The 21647-nt window shown below is 38.0% G+C and carries 10 protein-coding genes; 6 read left to right on the forward strand and 4 right to left on the reverse strand.

Annotation, left to right across the window (positions count from 1 at the left end; genetic code table 11):
• Nucleotides 1-98: 98 nt before the first annotated feature.
• A complete protein-coding gene (locus tag AC4IFO_RS16785; protein ID WP_490736096.1) occupies nucleotides 99-644 on the reverse strand; it encodes a cell division protein ZapC in 546 nt (181 codons plus the stop codon).
• 250 nt (nucleotides 645-894) lie between these two features.
• Nucleotides 895-1905 carry a quinone-dependent dihydroorotate dehydrogenase gene (gene pyrD, locus AC4IFO_RS16790; protein WP_273804745.1) on the reverse strand — a complete coding sequence of 337 codons (1011 nt, stop codon included), beginning with the start codon at nucleotides 1903-1905 and terminating at the stop codon, nucleotides 895-897.
• Nucleotides 1906-2268: 363 nt separating this feature from the next.
• On the opposite strand from pyrD, the gene AC4IFO_RS16795 reads away from it, so the two are divergent.
• Together AC4IFO_RS16795 and AC4IFO_RS16800 are read left to right on the forward strand one after the other, a co-directional pair.
• Nucleotides 2269-2805 (forward strand): hypothetical protein, encoded by a 537-nt coding sequence (locus AC4IFO_RS16795; RefSeq protein WP_490736098.1) that lies wholly within the window; start codon nucleotides 2269-2271, stop codon nucleotides 2803-2805.
• A complete protein-coding gene (locus AC4IFO_RS16800; protein ID WP_490736100.1) occupies nucleotides 2780-3004 on the forward strand; it encodes a hypothetical protein in 225 nt (74 codons plus the stop codon). The genes AC4IFO_RS16795 and AC4IFO_RS16800 overlap by 26 nt, the downstream gene beginning before the upstream one ends.
• A gap of 189 nt (nucleotides 3005-3193) precedes the next feature.
• Here the strand turns inward: AC4IFO_RS16800 and pepN are convergent, their stop codons facing one another.
• The gene (pepN, locus tag AC4IFO_RS16805) at nucleotides 3194-5812 is read right to left on the reverse strand and encodes an aminopeptidase N (protein WP_490736102.1); all 2619 of its coding nucleotides are present in this window, start codon (nucleotides 5810-5812) and stop codon (nucleotides 3194-3196) included.
• Nucleotides 5813-6280: 468 nt separating this feature from the next.
• Between pepN and pncB the strand changes: the two genes are divergently transcribed.
• The 4 genes from pncB to AC4IFO_RS16825 all read left to right on the forward strand — a co-directional run bounded on the left by pncB (nucleotide 6281) and on the right by AC4IFO_RS16825 (nucleotide 12709).
• Complete coding sequence (pncB, locus tag AC4IFO_RS16810) at nucleotides 6281-7495, forward strand: nicotinate phosphoribosyltransferase (protein WP_490736104.1); 1215 nt, start codon at nucleotides 6281-6283, stop codon at nucleotides 7493-7495.
• A 493-nt stretch (nucleotides 7496-7988) separates the two neighbouring features.
• The gene (gene asnS / locus AC4IFO_RS16815; protein WP_219249237.1) at nucleotides 7989-9389 is read left to right on the forward strand and encodes an asparagine--tRNA ligase; all 1401 of its coding nucleotides are present in this window, start codon (nucleotides 7989-7991) and stop codon (nucleotides 9387-9389) included.
• 577 nt (nucleotides 9390-9966) lie between these two features.
• Nucleotides 9967-11085 (forward strand): porin OmpC, encoded by a 1119-nt coding sequence (ompC, locus tag AC4IFO_RS16820; protein WP_490736106.1) that lies wholly within the window; start codon nucleotides 9967-9969, stop codon nucleotides 11083-11085.
• 433 nt (nucleotides 11086-11518) lie between these two features.
• Nucleotides 11519-12709: an amino acid aminotransferase gene (locus AC4IFO_RS16825; protein WP_490736108.1), complete on the forward strand. Its 1191-nt coding sequence runs from the start codon at nucleotides 11519-11521 to the stop codon at nucleotides 12707-12709.
• A gap of 60 nt (nucleotides 12710-12769) precedes the next feature.
• Here AC4IFO_RS16825 and AC4IFO_RS16830 read toward each other — a convergent pair whose 3' ends face one another.
• On the reverse strand, nucleotides 12770-21547 hold the full coding sequence (locus AC4IFO_RS16830) for an anthrax toxin-like adenylyl cyclase domain-containing protein (RefSeq protein WP_490736110.1): 8778 nt from the start codon (nucleotides 21545-21547) through the stop codon (nucleotides 12770-12772).
• Between the last annotated feature and the right edge of the window lie 100 nt (nucleotides 21548-21647).

Below are 21647 nucleotides of genomic sequence, written 5' to 3' on the forward strand. Positions count from 1 at the left end.
ATTATGACGGTGTTAAAATTCCACCAACCAAATTATCAATCCATCGTAATAATAGAAATTTTATTCATTCTTTTTTTGATGCGATCTCACACGATCAATCAAATTACATTTCCATATAACTGTCGTTTAGCTCTAGATGAATATTCAAGCATACGATCATTCATGATCTTAATTGGATCACAAAATCTTAAAAGACGATCGGGTAATTCCAACACCGGTTCAGCCAATAAACATAAGCTTGCACAAGAACCCGCTTCCGCAATAATAAATGTGGAATAATGATGGCTGTTTTCTAAACACACCTGAATAATTTGCCCTTGCTTCGGCGTATTAATCGCGTGAAATGAAGAAAAATACCAACTTTTGGGCATCTGCGGTTTTAAAAAGCGATAAGCAACAAGACTATTAAGCACCAATTCAGCACGTTCTTCTTGTGTAATATTTAATCGTTTAGCTTGCTCATCAAACAAATAAAATTCCCCAGCATCCTCTATACTAAATGGCATTTCATTACGAGCAAATACCGTCAGCATTTTAGCTGGAAAACATGAACGAAATATCATGCCGTTGGCGAGATCTAACATCACCCTGTCATGGTCATGATCAAAATACCAACGCCAATGATCATCAGGTTTAATATTCATAAACGGATCCTTTAGCGATTTAACGGTAAATATATATAAGAACGATCATCAATACGATCTTTCTTAAATTTACTCTACAGCTAACTTTTATACGCTAAATAATTCGCCTTGCAGACAACCGAATAATGTTATTATCGAATAACACATTCGCTGAAATTGAAATAAAATTGATATAAAAATAGCCACTATTAGCAATATAGTTTAAAAGGGGGCATAAAGAAACCCCCTTGTTAAGTAAATTTACAATTTACTAGATATGATTGACAATATCTTTAATTAATCTTGGTCCATGATAAATAAAACCAGAGTAAATTTGAATTAATGAAGCACCCGCATCCATTTTTTCACGCGCTGCGGTTAATGAATCAATTCCCCCCACACCAATAATCGGAAGTTTGCCATTTAATTCACGCGAAATAAGTTTAATCACTTCGGTACTTTTTAATTGAACAGGTCGCCCGCTTAATCCACCCATTTCATTACAGTGATTCAACCCTTGAACAAGAGAACGGTCTAACGTGGTATTCGTCGCAATAACACCATCAATATTATGCCTAACTAGGCTATCTGTAACTTGAATAATTTCTTCTTCAGATAAATCAGGGGCTACTTTAACAGCAACAGGAACATATTTATTGTGTAACGATTGAAGTTCTAATTGCTTTGCTTTTATACCACTTAATAAATCATCGAGCGCTTCGCCGTATTGCAATGAACGCAAACCTGGTGTATTTGGTGATGAAATATTAATAGCAATATAACCCGCATGCGCATACACCTTATCCATACAAATAAGGTAATCATCTTTGCCTTGTTCAACTGGCGTATCTTTATTTTTGCCAATATTAATACCAATTATTCCACCATAATTAGATTTTTTGACATTCTCAACAAGGTTATCAACACCCTTATTATTAAACCCCATTCGGTTAATGATCCCTTCCGCTTCAACTAAGCGAAAAAGTCTTGGCTTATCATTTCCTGATTGGGGACGAGGTGTCACAGTACCAATTTCTACAAAACCAAAGCCCATTGCACCAAATGCATCAATACATTCACCGTCTTTATCCAACCCCGCGGCAAGCCCCAGTGGGTTTTTAAACGAAAGTCCCATACATTGGGTTGGTTTGGTCGCTACAGATTGGCGGATCAGACATTGAAAAGGAGAATGGTTTAAACGTTGAAGCTGGCGAAAAGTCATTTCATGCGCTTTTTCGGGGTCGAACTGGAATAGTGCCTTGCGGGCAAGGTGATATAACATATCCAATAACCTATATTCTGCTAGTGCGTTTCAAGAAGAAAGACATCATGTCGCGCGCACCCAAACGCCACCCGCAATTAAGCTTTGGTGAACATGGAAGTGCAAACGATGTTTCGTCGGATAAAACGCGCTATAGACTACCCTATTTGAGTGCTACTTTACCATGAAAAGATCAATGTTTTACTTTTGCATCACGAATAGAAAAGTATTCGCGTGCAATTTAATGCTCTCTGGCAGTAAATAATAGGAATTAAAATTAAACTCATTATATTGATTTATAACTAAATAATTTAAAATGCATGTATTGCATACCCCCTCCAAATTTGTTCGAATAGTCTTTTTTCCTTACACTCTGGATATATTGTGAGTCATACAATTCAATGGCCTTTCCCTTTTAACAATCAGTTTGGAAATGGGATGGTTTACAGGCAGTTTGCCGTTTGTTCAACGATCTACGCCGTTGGTTTTGAAGCTATTAGCTCAGCAGCGGATTTAACACAGAAAAATATAAACATCTCTCAAGTTCACCCTCTCTTTCAATTTCCAGCTGCTGGTGTATGGGGAATAGTCTTTGATGAAATATCACCATATAACACTGATTTCAAAGGATTCCAACATATCCAACATAACGGACTTGCTGGGGGACGTGTCCTCTATTACGTTGCAAGTATAATTATTGAGCACTATAATACGTGTAAAGCAGGCGCATATATCTTCTCCGCTGCTGAAGACAAGCAATGCCTACGCCAAACAGATCTCACCCGTATCTATGATGGGCTGTTAGGTTTAGGTGGGAAACAAAAGAGCAAATTATTCGCAAATTTGTTTGCTGGATGGAAAGCATATAGCGATACACAGATAGGAGGAAGAAGTTATGTCATCACGACTGAAAACTATTAGCTGTCACTCAGCTTCTGTCCAATTTCTCACGGTTGAAATGGGAACGAAACTCCAAAAGGTTGCAGGGCAAGATTTAAAAAACAAATTAGAGTCAGGGGAAATACAACGAATTGATGGGAAATTCATTGGTGATTCGCTAAATGTAAAGCGCCCCTCTAAGTTAAGAGCACAGCAAACAAAAAAACAAAATATTGCTTAACTTTTTACAACTCCAGCACTCCCTCCATATAGATAAAACCTACAAATCACCGAAAAATCAAAAAGGGAAGATGGTTAACCTTCCCCCTTTGATCAAAGCAAAACTACTTATTTTACTTTTCAATGCGATTTTAAATGCAACTCACAAAACCCTTATGTAAAAATCGCATAGCAAACGTAACAGTCAAACTCAGCTTTCTAACGCCTTGGTAATTTTTTCAAATAAATCCCCCGATAAATTATCGAGTTCTTTTAATTGCTCTAACACTTTACGCATTTGAGCTTGGCGTTTTTCATCATAACGTTTTAAACGAATGAGTGGTTCAATCAAGCGAGAAGCAACTTGCGGGTTACGCGTATTCAAATCCACCAAAATTTCATACAGGAACTGATAACCGCTACTATCCTCTGCATGGAAATTAACTGGGTTACCTGCCGTGAAAGCACCCACTAATGAACGAACACGGTTCGGATTACTCATGCTAAATGAACGGTGATTTAATAGCTTACGTACATTCAATAACGTACCTTTTGCTGGGTTTGAACCTTGCAATGTAAACCATTTATCCATCACCAACCCATCGTGGTGCCAGCGTTCATCAAAATCAGTCATCAATTGTGCGTGGCAAGGCAGTTGTGCTTCATTGGCGGCTGTGAGGGCTGCCAGTGAATCCGTCATGTTATCTGCATTTTTATACTGTTCTTCGACCAGCTTATTCGCCATCGCTGCATCGTCGTTCGACGCTAAATATTGCAAACAAACATTTCGTAACGATCGTTTGGCAATATCTTGATGATCAACTCGATAACCTTCAATGTTAATCGAACGATAGACTGTCAGAAATTCATCTGACATCTCATTCGCTAATCGATGGTGAATAAAGTTGATCACTTCATGGATAGCAACAGGATCGATAACTGCAAAGAGTTCTGCAATTTCATTTTCTGAAGGCAGCGTTAAGATCAAGGCTGCAAGCGCAGGATCAATTGATTCACTCAATAAAACGGCACGGAAAGCATCAACGACTGATTCAGGCAAAACAAGTTCTTCACCTTTTTGGAACTTCGTGACATTGATTTTTGCATAGTTGTTGATCAACTGCTGAGCCGCATCCCAACGGGAAAACTCGTTGCTTGCATGTTGCATCAAAAACGCTAATTGCTCATCCGTATAGTTATAATCTAACTTAACTGGCGCAGAAAATTCGCGTAATAAAGACGGCACAGGGCGAGTTGCAACCTCATCAAACACAAAAGATTGAGTTTCTTGGGTGATGTTAAGCACTGAGTTTACTGGGCTACCATCACGTTTTAATGGAATTACCGCCCCTTCCTCATCATATAACTCAATATCCAGAGGAATATGCAGAGCCAGTTTTTCTGTTTGGTCTAATGTCGGAGGCGTCATTTGACTAACATGCAATGTATATTGCTGTTTTTCAGGCGAATATTCATCACGCACCGTTAATACTGGTGTACCTGATTGGCTATACCAGCGGCGGAATAAAGACAAGTCGACATTTGAAGCATCTTCCATTGCTTGTACAAAATCATCACAGGTGGCAGCGCTACCATCATGGCGATGAACATACAACTGTATACCGGCTTGGAACATTTCTTCGCCAAGTAATGTGTGGATCATCCGAATAACTTCAGACCCTTTTTCGTACACTGTTAACGTATAGAAGTTATTCATTTCTATTACTTTTTCAGGGCGAATTGGGTGAGCCATTGGGCTTGCATCTTCCGCAAATTGTGCCGAACGCATCACTTTGACATTATTAATTCGGTTAACTGAGCGGGAACCTAAATCCGAGCTAAATTCTTGGTCACGGAAAACCGTTAGGCCCTCTTTTAAGCTCAATTGGAACCAGTCACGGCAAGTAATACGGTTGCCCGTCCAGTTATGAAAATACTCATGGCCAATCACAGACTCAATATTCAAATAGTCTTTATCTGTGGCTGTATCACTTTTGGCTAATACATATTTGGAGTTAAAGACGTTCAAGCCTTTGTTTTCCATTGCCCCCATATTGAAGAAATCAACGGCGACAATCATATAAATATCAAGGTCATACTCTAAACCGAAACGCTCTTCATCCCATTTCATGGCATTTTTTAGCGACTGCATCGCCCATGGAGCACGGTCTAAATTACCCTTATCAACAAACAGTTCTAGTGCCACTTCACGACCACTGCGGGTGACAAAAATATCTTTTAATACATCAAAATCACCGGCGACCACTGCAAATAAATAGCTTGGTTTTGGGAATGGGTCTTCCCACTTAACCCAATGGCGGCCATTTTCTAATTCGCCCTCTGCAATGCGATTACCATTGGATAAAAGATAAGGATAACGTGCTTTATCTGCTGTAATGGTTGTGGTGTAACGCGCTAATACATCAGGGCGGTCTTGGTAAAAAGTAATGTGGCGGAAACCTTCTGCCTCACATTGCGTACATAACGCATCACCCGATACATACAAACCTTCTAACGCTGTATTTTTTTCAGGGCTAATTTCATTCACGATACGCAACGTAAAAGATTCAGGTAATGATTTAATAATCAGCTTACCTTCAGTTTGTTGATAATCGCTCCATGCTTTTCCATCAATTTCGATACTGACTAATGATAAATCTTCGCCATGTAATTCAAGGGTTGATGATTGAGGGTTAATGCGCTTTACCTGACTCACTGCGGTTACTACTGTCTTGACAGGATCAAGGTTAAAATCGAGGTCAATCTCTGTAATCGTATAATCAGGTGCTTGATAATCCTGACGATATTTCGCTTGTCTTAGCTGGGTCATAAGTAACCTTTTAATTCGTTATGTTCGATATCGCACTACTTCGCTGCTTTATACAATACTATAAGACACCGTAATGTGAACGGATTTGAGAAACATTTTCATCAAATAATGTTATCTGTTTTTTGTTCAATGTTACTTTCTTATATTTAATAGTCGCTGTTTTGTTACAAAATCGTTTGTTTGTTGGTGCTATTGTACTATTAAATATTTCTCGACATGTTAGTATCTTTTCGTGATTAATCGTTTTGTATCTAAAACATTAGTCGTTCTAGCTTCAAAATGGGTTTCTCTGATTTAACGGCTTTACATGAAAGCAAATGAGCGAATTAAGCTGAATATGCCACAGCAATACAGACAGGTAGAATAACGCTTCTATCTTTTGTTAAAGTGGGTATACTTTTGCAACTTTAACGATTTAGCAAATTGCTAAATATAAGTAGATAAGCTCCGCGAGGATGTCTGCGCGCCATGAATTTAGACGCTACACCGATTATTACATCACTGCTCGATACCGATGCTTACAAGCTTCATATGCAGCAGGCTGTTTTCCACCGATACTACCACGTACCGGTTGTTGCTGAGTTCCGCTGTCGTAGCAGTGAACTCCTAGGCGTCTACGCCGATGAAATCAGGCAACAAGTTCAGTTGATGGAACATTTGTCCCTGACTGACGATGAGTTCACATTTCTACGCCGCTTACCTTTTTTCCAAGAAGATTACCTCACTTGGCTAAAAACGTTCCGCTTTAAACCTGAGCAAGTTGCTGTTTCATCTAATCACGATGGGCAACTTACCATTCGCATTAGCGGCCCTTGGCGTGAAGTGATCATGTGGGAAGTCCCGCTGCTTGCACTTGTTAGTGAAATTGTGCAGCGAGATAGACACCCTGAAATCACGCCTGATGATGCCGTTAATCAGCTGAGAAAACTGTTAACCGTTTTCTATGCGCAAGCCAATGAAGACAAACTAGACTTATCTGGCTTTAAATTAATGGATTTCGGCACTCGCCGCCGTTTTTCTTACGCGGTGCAATCTGCCATTGTTTCCATGCTGAAAAACGAGTTTCCTTACCTTATAGGCATCAGTAACTACCAACTGGCCCATGTGCTTGATTTAATCCCAGTAGGCACACAAGCACACGAATGGTTTCAAGCACACCAGCAGATTAGCCCAGAGCTAGCAAACAGCCAACGTGAAGCCCTGCAAAGCTGGTTAGATGAATACCCTGACCACCTTGGAATAGCGTTAACTGACTGTATCACCATGGATGCTTTCTTGCGCGACTTTGATGTCAATTTTGCGAAGCGCTACCAAGGATTACGCCACGATTCAGGTGACCCTATCGAATGGGGTGAGAAAGCCATTGCCCACTATGAAAAGTTGGGCATTGACCCGATGAGCAAAACACTGGTTTTCTCTGATAGCTTAGATTTACAAAAGGCACTCGACTTATATCGCTATTTTCATCAGCGTATTAATCTCGTATTTGGGATTGGGACAAGGCTAACCTGCAATATTCCTCACGTCACGCCGTTGAATATTGTGATCAAGTTAGTTGAATGTAATGGGAAGCCCGTTGCTAAGTTATCTGATAGCCCTGGTAAAACAATTTGTGAGGATGATGAATTCGTTAATCAACTCAGAAAAGCCTTTGACCTGCCTAAAATGGAAAAAGCTTGTTAATCCCCTATTTTCCTTCACTCAGCACAAGAATCTGCACTTTTCTTGTGCTGGGCTAAAAAACCCGCTTTTTCTTTTATTCACTTACTATTACTATAGTTTTTGAGCTCTAAAATAATCGTTCGATTCCACTGAAATTATTTATCGCGATTTTTTACTTGTTTCCTAACAAATGGCAAGTAACATAGAGCTTTGGCCCCTGAAATATGGGATTTCGTAAGTATATCCCTACTTAACTATTTTAACCGTCATACACGCCTTGTTTTGCGCCTTAATAAAGAACGCTGCAATACAATGAACGAAGTGGTTTTAATACAATTTGAATGGCATCCTAAATAATTCGAGTTGTAGGAAGGCGGCAAGCAAAATGAGCCCTAGGAGCATACACAAGTATGTGACTAGGGTCGGTTTGTGAAGCCAACGCATCTACGGCTCGAAGTATGACGGATTGAGATAGTCAAAGTAGATATTATTAAATATGAAGAGAGTGAATTATATGATAGTAGCGCCTGTAGTCGACGTACTGCAAGGCCGTGTGGCGGTAGGCTCTGAAGTCACCGTTCAAGGCTGGGTACGTACAAGGAGAGATTCAAATGCTGGTTTTTCTTTCCTCGCCGTTTATGACGGCTCATGCTTTAATCCGTTACAGGCTATCATTAATAATAATTTACCGAATTATAATGACGAAGTCCTGCATCTCACCACGGGTTGTTCAGTTGAAGTCACGGGCACGGTAAAAGAGTCTCCGGGTCAAGGCCAATCATTTGAATTAGAAGCTACTGCGGTTAAAGTCGTTGGTTGGGTTGAAGACCCTGACACCTACCCAATGGCGGCAAAACGCCATAGCGTTGAATTCTTACGTGACGCAGCACACCTGCGCCCACGCACTAACTTAATTGGTGCGGTTGCACGTGTTCGTCATACTTTAGCGCAAGCTATCCACCGCTTCTTTGATGAACAAGGTTACTTCTGGGTTTCAACCCCAATCATTACCGCTTCCGATACCGAAGGTGCAGGTGAAATGTTCCGTGTTTCTACACTGGACTACAACAACTTGCCACGTAATGATAAAGGCGAAGTGGATTTCAGCGAAGATTTCTTTGGTCGCGAAGCCTTCTTAACGGTTTCTGGCCAGCTAAATGGTGAAGCCTACGCAACTGCACTGAGCAAAGTGTACACCTTCGGCCCAACATTCCGTGCTGAAAACTCCAACACCAGCCGTCACTTGGCGGAATTCTGGATGGTTGAGCCAGAAGTTGCGTTTGCAAACTTAGATGATGTGGCTGGCCTTGCCGAAAAAATGCTGAAATTTGCATTTAAAGCGGCACTGACAGAACGTCGTGATGATTTAGAGTTCTTTGCACAACGCGTTGATAAAGACGTTATCACTCGCTTAGAAAGCTTTGTTAACTCTGATTTCGCGCAAGTGGATTACACTGATGCGATCAAAATCCTTGAGACCTGCGGTCAGAAATTCGAAAACCCAGTTTACTGGGGTGTCGATATGTCTTCTGAACATGAGCGCTACCTTGCTGAGCAGCACTTTAAAGCGCCTGTCGTCGTGAAAAACTACCCGAAAGACATCAAAGCTTTCTATATGCGCCTCAATGAAGACGGTAAAACCGTTGCTGCGATGGATGTCCTTGCACCGGGTATTGGTGAAATCATCGGTGGTTCACAACGTGAAGAGCGTTTGGACATGTTAGATGCACGCCTTGCAGAAATGGGTATGAATAAAGAAGATTACTGGTGGTACCGTGATCTGCGCCGTTACGGCACTGTGCCTCATTCCGGTTTCGGCCTTGGTTTTGAGCGCTTAGTTGCCTATGTAACTGGTGTCGGTAACGTTCGTGAAGTGATCCCATTCCCACGTACCCCAAGAAACGCAGCATTCTAATTTCTGCTTTTCTGTGTTTTCTGTATTAATGCAATAAAATCACGAGCCAGCACACGTTGGCTCGTGATTATTAATCCCTGAGATACTTTCACTTCATAACTATCTCATCTCGTTACATTCAGTTTCAGTCATCTGATAAACAGATCACATTTTTTACGTTATTGCCTTATAATTTCCCGTTATATTGCACCAACATTGATATTGCTAAGAATAATCTGCTTTTTTGCTTCATTTTTGTTTTTTGCCAACCAAAAATCTTCAGTGAAATTTATCTAAGTTGCTCAAAAAAAGCTCAAATTGTCTATCAAAAAAGTTCCCTAAATTTTGTAATATTTTTTAAACTGGTACGATGAGTGGTTGTTTTTCACTCTATTTTTTACATTTAGAAACATCTAGTTACCATTTGTTTCAGAATCTTTGATTTTGTAGCACTTTGAGGGTAGATAAATTTATTTAGCAATGGAACACTGGTCGCCGACATAGACGACACTAATCTCTCATAAATAGTTCCAATTATTTTTGCGAATTATTTTTGGCAGTGGCAGGTGTCCGAATAACACCAATGAGGGTAATAATAATGATGAAACGCAATATTCTTGCAATGGTTATCCCAGCTCTGTTAGCTGCTGGTGCAGCAAACGCAGCTGAAGTATACAACAAAGACGGTAACAAATTAGACGTTTACGGTAAAGTTGACGTTCGTCACTACTTTGCAGACGCTAACTCAAAAAATAGCCAAGACGGTGATGACTCACGTGTTCGTTTAGGTGTTAAAGGTGATACTCAAATCACTGATCAGTTAACTGGTTTTGGTCGTTTCGAGTGGGAAACTAAAACTAACAAAACTGAAAACAACAACGATAACAAAAACCGTTTAGCTTACGCGGGTCTGAAATTTGCTGATTTCGGTTCAATCGATTACGGCCGTAACTACGGTGTTATCTATGACACGAACGCATGGACTGACGTCTTCCCATTATGGGGTGGCGACACTATGGCTCAGTCTGACAACTTCATGACAAGCCGTAACCGCAACCTGTTAACTTACCGTAACAACAACGCGTTCGGTTATGTTGATGGCCTGAGCTTTGCTCTGCAATATCAAGGTAAAAACGGCGACGACAACTTGTCTAGCTCTGGTAGCGTGAAAAAAGACAATGGTGACGGTTACGGTTTATCTACCGCTTATGACTTAGGTTGGGGCGTGACTCTGGGTGGTGGTTACTCTAACTCTTCCCGTACTCCAAACCAAAAAGCTATGGCTAGCACTGGTGGCGATAAAGCTCAAGCATGGGATGTTGGTGCTAAATTCGACGCTAACAACGTATACTTAGCGGCAATGTACGGTGAAACACTGAACATGACTCGTTACGGTGACTTAGCTTCTGGTGTTGCTAACAAAACTCAAAACGTTGAGTTAGTTGCACAATACCTGTTTGATTTCGGTTTAAAACCATCTATCGGTTATAACCAATCTAAAGGTAAAAACTTAGGTTATACTTCTAAATCTGGTGACAAATATGACAACCAAGATTTAGTTAAATATATCTCTGTAGGTTCTTACTACTACTTCAACAAAAACATGTCTGCAGTTATTGATTACAAAATCAACCTGTTAAAAGACAACGACTTCACCAAAGAAAACGGTCTGAACACAGACAACGTACTTGGTTTAGGTTTAATCTACCAATTCTAATTATCAGTTAACTGATAATCGAGAAAACGGTAACATGTTTTTGCAAGCAGCGCTTCGGCGCTGCTTTTTTATTTCTACGTTATACATCCCCTTGTTATACCAACCTCAAAACCTGTTCACCTTCCCAGTTATCAACCCAAATCATCGATAAGACAGGTAAATTCACCACCTTTATGGATATTTCTGGTTGGATTACATGCAATTCCTACCTAGCTCACAAGATCTCGCCAATTTTTCGTAAAACGGTTGGCAAAACCCCTTTCACACGTTAACCTGATTACTCGACTCGTTCGACTAAACCCGTTTTCAGCTATACCCAGCATTAACACACTGTATGGGGCATCTGACAAGTAAGGTTGCCATAAACACCCTTGCTTTGCCTCACGACACAGGTTTATGTTAGGTACCACAACCGAGCTTTGGAATCGACAACATGTTTGAGAAAATTACTTCTGCCCCCGCTGACCCAATTTTAGGTCTTGCTGATAGTTTCCGTGCTGATCCCCGCGATAATAAAATTAACTTAGGTATTGGCGTCTACAAAGACGAATCAGGGAAAACCCCTGTGCTTGATACCGTCAAAAAAGCAGAAAAATTCCTGCTAGATAACGAAAACACCAAAAACTATCTTGCGATTAGCGGAATGCCAGAATTTGGCCGTGTAACACAAGAATTGTTATTCGGTGCACAACATGAAATTGTCACCTCAAAACGTGCACGCACAGCGCAAGCTCCGGGCGGTACAGGTGCCTTACGTATCGCGGCTGATTTTATTGCGAAACAAACCAATGCAAAACGCGTTTGGATAAGCAACCCAACGTGGCCTAACCACAAAAATATTTTTGAAGCGGCTGGCTTAGAAGTTTTAACCTATAACTACTACGATGCAGCAAAACATGGCATGGATTTCGATGGCATGTTAAACAGCTTATCTTCTGCAATCGCAGGTGATGTGATTGTTCTGCATGGCTGCTGCCATAACCCAACAGGGATTGACCCAACAGCCGAACAATGGGCAAAACTGGCTACACTGTGTGCAGACAAAGGCTTATTACCTGTTTTTGACTTTGCTTACCAAGGCTTCGCAAAAGGCTTAGACGAAGACGCTGAAGGCCTACGTATCTTCACCAAAAATAACCCTGAAATGATTGTTGCTAGCTCATTCTCGAAAAACTTCGGTTTGTATAACGAGCGTGTTGGTGCTTGCACAATTATCGCAAAAGACAGTGATAACGCAGAGCGCGCATTTAGCCAAGCAAAAGCGGTTATCCGTGCAAACTACTCTAACCCACCAGCACACGGTGCAGCAGTAGTCACCACCATCCTTGCTGATGACGCGTTAAAAGCAGAATGGATCCAAGAATTAACAGCAATGCGTGAGCGTATTAAACGCATGCGTCAGCTATTAGTGAAAACATTGGAAGAGAAAGGCGCTAAACAAGACTTTAGCTTCATTATCAACCAAAATGGTATGTTCTCCTTTAGTGGGCTGACAAAAGAGCAGGTAGAGCGCTTACGTAGCGAATTTGGTATCTATGCAGTGAGCTCTGGGCGTATTAACGTGGCAGGTCTGACTTTAGAAAACATGGTTCCACTGTGTGATGCCATCGTGAAAGTGTTATAAGTTTTCGAAACACGATAGTAAAGACAAAAAGGCACTCATTAAGTGCCTTTTTCAATAACGCTAAATTTTACCGTTAACTAGCTGATCTACCCATTCAAAATGTGTCAGACGTTTTTCTGCTAACGCTGTTTTTAATGCATTATCTGATGTGCTTTCATACTCATAACGTTGCTCAACCATTAATTGGGTCAGTTTATCAACGGTTTGCTCAGACTTGTCTCGCCAACTTTCATGGGCTTTATGATGAAACTGAATGTTCGTCTGGTTAACCGTCGACATTAAATGGTTTTGATGATGAATATGCACCCACTTTCCTGTAGTCGATTGAATCGATGTTTTGGTAATACCTTGTGAGATAAGCACGTCGTTCATGCTATCTGGTTTAAAGTTAATCAGATAAACATGGTTATTACCTTCAATATCATGAATATTCACGTCTCCCTCGCCATCACCATATACAAGGTATACATCATTGCCTTTACCGCCCGAAAGTCTATCTTCACCTTGTGCAGAAATTAATAAATCACCATTTTCTCCACCCACTATTTCGTCGTTTCCTTCGCCACCATAAAGGACATTCCCGCCACCTAAAGTAATTAACTTATCGTTGCCTTTTCCACCCTTAATAAATCGGCCTTGTTTACTCTTATCAAGGATCACATCTTCTCCCTCTAGTGAGTCGACAAGCCAAGGGGCATTTATCTCTATTTCTTTAAATATTTGTACGTCATTTCGGTTTGAGAGCGTTAATTGGATATTTTCTGTATTAATGGCAACACGGCTTTGCGGTGCAATTTCGTTTAATTCCCCCTCAAGGGCAAAAATAGGTTTCCAGTCATTATTTCCCATTCTTTTTTCTTCTAAAAAACGAGAACGAAGGTCATTAAAGAGCTTATCCATCCCACCTTGCATTAACGATCCTAGATGATCCGAGGGTGCAGAATATAAATGAACTTGGTTTTTGTTAGTTGTAGCTCTTCTTATGATAACAGTCTTACCTGGCCCATCCAACGATGATAAATCCCCAAGCGGCGTCACACCATCTGTTTCTAGAATAGTGTCTTCACTATTAAAATTAATTAAGTGAATATGGTTATTTCCCTCTAGGTCATCAATATACACAAGACCAGCTTGGCTACCATCGATTAAATAGTGGTCATCCCCTTTTCCGCCTTGCAAGGTATCAAAACCAGTACTGGAAAGCAGTAAATCATCCCCGCCTCCTCCTGTGAGTTCATTTTCCCCAGCGCCGCCATATAAAACATTAAATTCTCCAGCGCTGGTGATTATATCATCGCCTAAGCCACCCGATATAAAGCTCACATGAGAGCTATAATTTATAATAGCATCATCCCCGTCTAGGCCATTAATTAACCCATTTTTTGCTATATAGCCTTTCGGTAAAACAATTGTATCTGAGCCATCAGTTTCTTTGTTTATCGGTACTATCGGCGTAATGGCACATTGACCTTTTCGTAAATTAACCTTAAACAAATTGCTATGTTTATCTTGGATAACAACCGCATGTTGCATACTTTCATCAAAGTTTTCTAAGCCAATAGAGAATTTTGTGATATTAAACCTGTCTTTTGAAACAATTTTAGATCCATCCATTTGCAGTTCAAAGGCATTAATTGTTGGGAGCAATAAAACCACTTTATCATTTTCACCATACAAACCTCTTACCGTAGAAAAATCAAAAACAATGTCCTGCTGATAAAGTTCAATATTATCCAACCGATAAATATCTTGGCCTAAGCTGACCTTAATATTATTTCCCCCCGAAACATAATTGAGCACATCATTACTTGAGCTTCCCTCATATGTTAAACCCTCAACAAGACCTAACCATTTAAAATCGCCCCAACTTGGTTTAGCGTATATTCTATTTTGATTTAAAATCATTGCAGAATCTGAAGCCGATATATATACCGATTTTTCATTACCCATTGCCTTCTGATCAAATGATTGTAAATAGGTAATGTCAAATATCTTTTCTTCTATTGTTTTTTTTGATTTTCCATCTATCTCTTTAAGTCTACTATTAAGTAAAAAACCATCTCTAGTTCTAATTTGATAATTATGATTAAGTTTTTTACCTTCATTTGAATCAACATACACATTATTTAAATTTATTGTTATGTATCCATCAAAATTAGCTAGTTCTTTTCCATTAAAGTTCATTACTGGCATAGCTATCTCTAATACCAGATTATTTCCATCCACATAAACACTATTTATTTCACTCAGTTCATAATCCAAATTCACAACACTGCTAGACACGGTATCTTCATAAATATTGACAACCCTATTATGGAATTCATGGCTCTTATCATTGAAAACCTTTTTCTGTTCTAAATATTTTTTTTCTGTATTGTACTCTTTTTTATATAAAAAATGATTTTCAGCTTCTATTTCCCAGTCATAGCGACGTATAAAATATATATCGTCCCCATCACCACCATAAGCATTACCATAGCTCAATAGCAGTTTGTCATTTCCTTCATAACCCTTGATATTATCGTTACCATAACCACCATCGAGAATATTATCACTCTCGTTCCCATCAATTTCATCATCCGTTTTATGTCCCCAAATAATAATATTCTCTATACTTTTAATATTTGCAACACTCTCATGTAAGTCGTTTAAATTTCGACCTGATGAATAGGAAATATATTCAGATGCTAAATTAACAGTAATATGTTTAACTAAATTAGATTTATCCTTGATAATTAGCGTATCATTCCCATCTTGTCCATCTAGACATTTAAAATTTTCACTCGTTATTTTAACTAATAAATCAGAGGGCTTAGCCGTTAGTATACTTTTATCATTTAAATAAAAAATATCATTTTTATCACCACCTGCTAAATATTTACCTCCAGATGATATTTGAAATGCATTAGTCTGATTTTTTTTACCAATAATAATATCAACACCACCTCCAGTATCAAAACTACTACCACCATTCTGGCAATCTATAATAGTTTTTCTAATCAAGTCTATATCGGTTAGTTCCATTCCAACATAGTGGTATGGATCACTATTATCGCCGAACTCACCGCTATTTTTAAATTTTTTAATGACCGCATACAGTTTCAGCTCTCCAACCCCTGGTGCTTCAAGTTGTTTTTTTAATGTTGATACACGGCGACCACCTTTAATTTTATGGCGCTGTCTAAATTCTGAGAGTAATAACGAATTATATGACCTGTTCAAATTAAAATATTCAGATGATGATTCAGTAGCAACTAATTTTCTGTCCAATACAGGTTTACACTCAGCTTTAAAATTACTGGGTAAATCATCACTTGTACGTTTTCTTACTTCACCATTAACATTGAGTACATATTCTGTTTGTAAAATATCAATCTCTTCTTGAGTAAAACTTGGTGCACCTTGTTTCGTATACTCAACAAATTGGTCATTATAACCACTTGTTTCTTTTGTACCTCCAAAATAATCTGTTTTATACCCTGCTATCATCCTTTCACCATCACACACTAGGTAAAAACGTTCTTCAGGTCCTGTTATCGGTTTTTCTATGATTTTTAAATGATGTTGAAAGCCCTCAGGGCCCATAATTTGCTTAAATATACCTTTGGATTTTAACCATTCTTCTTGTTTAAATAATTCTATATATTGAACTATTGCTAATTCATTTTTTGTACGCAACGTCGGTTCTAACCCAAGGGCCCCTCGTATCCCTTCCTCTAATTCCCGGCTCCAACTAATGTCAATTTGCTGTTTGATATTTTCTACAGCCCTTACGCCGTTATAAACCCAACCGCCAACTAATAGAATTCCACCAATGACAAGCCCCATAACGGGTATGGTTGAAGAAGCTATCAGTACCCCGACAACAGTGACACCATTCACCACAAAGCTGGCGATAGATAAAGCGGCATTCACCATTAAGTCTTGCCGTTGTTTAGGGTCTGTCACGCTATCTAATTTTGATAAATTGTCATACGCCTGATAAGCATCAAACCCCATACCAACTAAATTAAATACGATAACAACACCTGCCGCTAAGCGGGAACACACTAATGAAGATGCCCTTGCACTATTGGCAATTTTAAGCAAAACTGGCTGTAACATCATATCGCCGTAATTTGCAAAAGCACTGCCACAGGTAATATAGAGCTGCTTTTCAACCTCTAACCGTTCTTCATCCGTTAAATCAGGATTATCCAACTGATTAATCAATGAATGTAAACTAATTAAAGTCTGTACAGCACCAATCCCCCCCATAACTTGGCCTGCACGATTACCTATCCGTTGAAAGCGCGATAATTTAGTACCTACTTTATGAAGGTTTGTTATTAGCTCCGTAGACTGTTTGTCATTTTTAATATCAATATCTTTGGAGATAATCTTAAGCTGTTTTTTTAATATGTGTGTATTCTTAAAATCCGTCTCATAATTAATGATTGAATCAACATCATTAGATTTTTTATGCAGTATTTTTAATAAGCTCATGCCATCATCGTTTTGCGCTTGTAACATTGTTAACTCGGCGGCTAGATTCTCAGCGTTAAAACGAATTTTGTGGCTCCACCCTTCCGATATTGTGTCAAGCAAAGTTAATGGTCTTCCGTCAATTGTTACCCCCAATCCTTGTAGCTTTGATAAAGATATTTTTTCACCATCAATATAAACCCAACAGTTAACCGGGTCTGAAAAGTGTTTGTTTTTTTGAATTTGTTCTTTCTGAGTTTTATACTGACCAATATTTTGTTGCAACGCAGGTACGTCAATATCAATAAGCTGGAGATCAGCTCTGATTCTGCCATTTGAATCTGAACTAAATCCTGCATATTCACTACGCGTTATTTTTTTTCCATCCGGTAAAATGATCTCATCCTTAAAATAATTAATCATAACCTGGTGAAACTGTTTTTTTGCTAAATTAGCATCTGCATTTTTAATGCTAAGCTGAAAACCATTAGGGTCATATAAACTGTAAATATGATTTCCATCTCGAATAGAATGATTAACGGTATAGCTTACTGATTTTCCTTTTATTATTAAGATAGAATTATCTATGGTGTGATAATGTCTATTATTTGCATCAATAACTGAAAGTATCGATTGGTCAGCGGCTTCTATGCCACTTTTAGTGATATTTTGTATAATATCTTCATTATAAATTTGTATTTTTTGTAGTAATTCTGCTTCCCCATCAGAAAGCATACCCCGTTGTTGTTTCTGTTCTAATTCTGTTTTACGTTCAAAAAACAAACAAGCCGAATCCTCTCCAGCTAATTGAAACTCCACACCATATAACAATCCCATATTCACGTCATAATCATTTACATGGTTCAATCCTCGTATTGAATTATGATTAACTTTATTTAATTTGATATCCGAGTATTCGCTATTTTTTTTATTAACTATGTTATTAAACTGCTGATTTTTTAGCATTAATGAATCGGCATATTGTTCTATAATATGCTGCAGCTTCATATCTTTTAGTGGGGCATTTTCACCTATAAAATTACTATCATTTAATTGACTAATTTCTGTTAAATGATTTTTTAATAATAAAAATTCATTTTCATTATTAATTGCCGATAAAACTTTTCCACTGTCTAAACCACTTATGGATGGAAATAAAGACTCAAGTTGATTTCGCGATTTTAGACTTAAATCTTTTAATGTGGTTTTTCCATCATTTAATGCTTGTAATATAGTACAGGTATCATGTGCTTGAATTTGTATTTTAGTGGGTAAGTTATAATTAAATATGTCATCCCATTCTTGGCGGCTCGTTGCATTATCACTATTAAAGTATTGATTAACCTTTGGCGAAATAATCGGGTCATTCGCTGCAATAGCTAGTTTATGATAATTTAATACCTCATTTTCATCGGTAAAATAGCCTTTAAGATATGGATGATTTTCTAAATTGATATCTTTAATGTCAATATCTTTTAACGCTATTTTTTCCAGTAGTGAAATGAGTTGCTGATTGGAGCGGCCTGTAAGTGTTGTTGTAGGAATGTCACTATTCACCACGCCGGGGTTAGTTGGAGCTTCGTAGGTAAATTTAGATTTAACTTCACAGTTAATACCTTGTACTTTAAGCTCGTCAGATAAACGGCTAAGAAATATTTTATGCTCATCTGCTTCTGTTCCCATTGCCGGTCCAACGGAATGAAACAGAATATTTTCAGGACCTATCAGCGGATATTGTTTTTTGAGTGTCGATAACTCAATAGATAATACATTTGTGGGCTTTCGTACTGTTTCGGCATCACCAATCATCACCCAATTCGTTATTTTTTGTTTTTCCACTAAAGATATTAAATGTTCTTTACCATATTCCAAAATATATTTTTTACTTTCCACATCCATTTGAAAAATTAGCGTATTTTGAGGATTCCTAGCGGCTAAACTCTCTGCTTGTAATAAACCTTTTTTATCTCCCGTTAGCCTAATAATAACGATTAATTCTTCTGAATGCTTAATTGTATTTTCTAATGTTTTTTTTTGAATATTTTGTCTGTTAACCATCTTCCAAATGGGAATATCTGTAATGCCGAGTTCATTTAATCGCGCAGAGAAAGTAGTATAAAAATCATTGGGCAAAATACTGCTATTATTTTTAAGTTCCTGAACAAATAATTTATAAATATCATTATTATAAGCTACTTTTTTAAGTAAATTATTATCAAGAATGCGCGTATCAGGATCCCTAAACATATACATAGGGTCGGGCTCAATATAATCATTTAACTGAGCGAGCGACAGCTCACCACGGCGAAGCTCATTAATAAAATATAATGTACTCGAGTTATTATTGATCCTGACTTGCTCACTGCCTGAGTGGTATTGATAGACAAATTTGTAACCTTGAGTATTTACCGTATCTCTTACAAAATCAATCGGATAAATAACCTTAGACCCTAAATACATATTCCCGACTTGCCGATTATAAGAGACGACAGGAGCGCGTATATTATTCTCAGCAAGTAAGCTAGTCGCTTTTAGTGCAAAATTTTCATTAACACCCCCTCGACCTAAATTACACCCAAGCATGACAAGTTTATCTGGTTTTGTATTTTTTAAAACTTTCCTGCGTAAGTACATTAATGCTTCTACATATTGCTGTGCACTTTTTCCCATATAAAGAGTTGGCTGATGATTGCCATAATATTCTCCATGGCCAATTGTTATCCAACGTACTTTTTCTACATTAATTCTATTTAGATCTCCATGTAAGATTTTATATTGCTTCGAGCCCATATCATACTGAATAACCATCGAGTCTTCCGGGTGTTTAGAAAATGCATAAGCGGTTGCTTTAGCTGACTCTGTATCACCTCCATTTTGAATAATAATATTATAGGTATATTCAGTCTGTTTTGCCGGTCTATTCGTTTCCGCATCATTAGCTTTATTTTGGCGGTATATTAACATCGGGTCTAACCAAGTATCTAGATTGTCCATCTTTGGAGAATGGCTTTCTGGTAATCGGCTATTTTCATGCTCTTCCTGCATGTTTAAATAAATATCATCAAAGTCTGTATCTAACTGGACAGCTTGTTTTTCCGTGTTTGAATCATTATTACTGATACTTTTCTTTCGTATTATTTCATCTCTCCCTTCAATAAAGCTGACTGATAATTTACGTTTAGGATCGAAATATTGACCATTATCCCCTTCACTCCATTTTTTATTTAATGGAGCCCTATAGCCTTGATTTATTAATAACTGTTGAAAGTTAGAAAGATCTTCAACGTTATTAACAATGATTGCACCTTGGGGGTTCATATGAAAATAGGTATCAATAGATTCCGTCGTGCCTGTGAGGGCTCTTTTTCCTTTTAATCGTTCCGGTAATAAAAAGGTAATGGGAAAATTTTCATTCATTATACTCGCAGGGTTAGCATCATCGGCACCATGGTGGATCAGCTCCATCCCCTCAGCTAGACCAAGCTTTTTATTTAACTTATTTTTTATTTCTTTATTTTTTTTATTTGTAATTCCATTATCCCTTCCTTCTTTCCTATTATATTCCATTTCATTATTATATAATTTTTTTTGTTCTGAATTTAGTTCATCATAATTTACGTTAGCCTTCCACTCTTCCCATGTTAGCATTGGTGTTACTTTTACATAATGCTCTAAATCTGACATCGGAAAAATAATACTGAAAACATCATAATCGGCGGTCATTGCCTTTCCTGTTTTAGGGTCGCCAATAACATAAAATGGTTCTATTTTGTTATTCTCTTGATGATATACATTCCATACGTCCACTCCATCTTTCATGCTTTTTTTTAGAAAAAACACTTTTTCAGTCCTATCAAAAGATGCTGTTATTTCTTTATATCCATCTTGTTTTTTTGTATCTGAAAAATAGATCGTATTATATCGTATAAGTTCCTCAATTCTTTCTGGAGAAATTTCTAATATAACAGCAATAGCTTTACCTTCATTAATAGACTCTTGAGAGTAGCTATTATATTTTTTGCTATTCTCTCTCCCAGATTTTTTCGCAAACTGCTGTTGTACAGGAATAAATCCAGTATGTGGTCCCCAATCCGAACTTTTTGCTTTTATCGCTAACCCTTTGCTGCTGTATTCTCCAGTTTCTATAATACTTGTTGATTTAGGGTCAATAGGGCGAATGCCAATAACAATGTTTTCCTCATTGGCAACTTGGCTAATTAAAATTTGATGTATTTCTGGAATACCAGAAACAGGCGTATCATTATCTTTTTTTAAAGGTTTGAGATGTAAGTTAATACTTTCATAGTCTTTGCTATTCCCCTCAGAGGTGTTTTCTTGCAACGATAATGTAGAATTGACATTTACCTTACCCATATATATCCCTATATAAATAAAAAATTAATATTAAAATCGAAATAAAATCAATTTAAAATATCAAATATTAAAAATATAGCTAGATTCAAAAAATATAATT

This window comes from Providencia sp. UF-224 (genome assembly GCF_058245955.1).

Bases quoted from the DNA above. Each gene is read 5' to 3' on its own strand.
- pyrD (WP_273804745.1), bottom strand. From the start codon at position 1,905: ATGTTATATCACCTTGCCCGCAAGGCACTATTCCAGTTCGACCCCGAA.
- pepN (WP_490736102.1), bottom strand. From the start codon at position 5,812: ATGACCCAGCTAAGACAAGCGAAATATCGTCAGGATTATCAAGCACCT.
- pncB (WP_490736104.1), top strand. From the start codon at position 6,281: ATGAATTTAGACGCTACACCGATTATTACATCACTGCTCGATACCGAT.
- AC4IFO_RS16825 (WP_490736108.1), top strand. From the start codon at position 11,519: ATGTTTGAGAAAATTACTTCTGCCCCCGCTGACCCAATTTTAGGTCTT.
- AC4IFO_RS16830 (WP_490736110.1), bottom strand. From the start codon at position 21,547: ATGGGTAAGGTAAATGTCAATTCTACATTATCGTTGCAAGAAAACACC.
- asnS (WP_219249237.1), top strand. From the start codon at position 7,989: ATGATAGTAGCGCCTGTAGTCGACGTACTGCAAGGCCGTGTGGCGGTA.
- AC4IFO_RS16785 (WP_490736096.1), bottom strand. From the start codon at position 644: ATGAATATTAAACCTGATGATCATTGGCGTTGGTATTTTGATCATGAC.
- AC4IFO_RS16800 (WP_490736100.1), top strand. From the start codon at position 2,780: ATGTCATCACGACTGAAAACTATTAGCTGTCACTCAGCTTCTGTCCAA.
- ompC (WP_490736106.1), top strand. From the start codon at position 9,967: ATGATGAAACGCAATATTCTTGCAATGGTTATCCCAGCTCTGTTAGCT.